This window comes from Pseudomonas sp. I2 (assembly GCF_040984075.1).
GTDB lineage: Bacteria > Pseudomonadota > Gammaproteobacteria > Pseudomonadales > Pseudomonadaceae > Aquipseudomonas > Aquipseudomonas guariconensis_B.
In genome coordinates, this window is record NZ_JBCGFQ010000166.1 from 1 (window position 1) to 437 (window position 437).

Below are 437 nucleotides of genomic sequence, written 5' to 3' on the forward strand. Positions count from 1 at the left end.
ATCATCAACAATCAACGCGGCCTTTATTTTCATCCCGAAACTCGCCTCTGAAACAATGAAACCCCAAAAATGCTGCGAAATTTCGACAGCCCCGAGAAACCGACACTTTTCACTGAAAAGCTGCCATGACAATTAGCAAAGCATCATTAAAGCGAAGCAGTATATCTCATGATCGACGGGCCGATTCAACCGTAAAACGGCCGTTAAACAGTTGCCGGACCACCAGCCAACGCTATACAGACTTCATTTGGCGGAGCCTTAACAGACATCGGCCTTACGGCCGTTGTCTTTCGGATGAATCACCAGGGAAGAAGTGGCTTCACTCCCACTCGATAGTCGCCGGCGGCTTGCTCGACACGTCGTAGGTGACCCTGGAGATACCGGCGATCTCGTTGATGATGCGGTTCGAGACCTTCTCCAGCAGTTCGTAGGGCAGG

Annotated in this window: 1 protein-coding gene; it reads right to left on the bottom strand. The window is 51.0% G+C overall.

All coding sequences use genetic code 11. The annotated features are described in order from the left end of the window. Positions 1 to 319 precede the first annotated feature (319 nt). A partial coding sequence (locus tag WCE05_RS26075; RefSeq protein ID WP_368816850.1) for a hypothetical protein occupies positions 320 to 437 on the bottom strand: 118 nt, incomplete at its 5' end.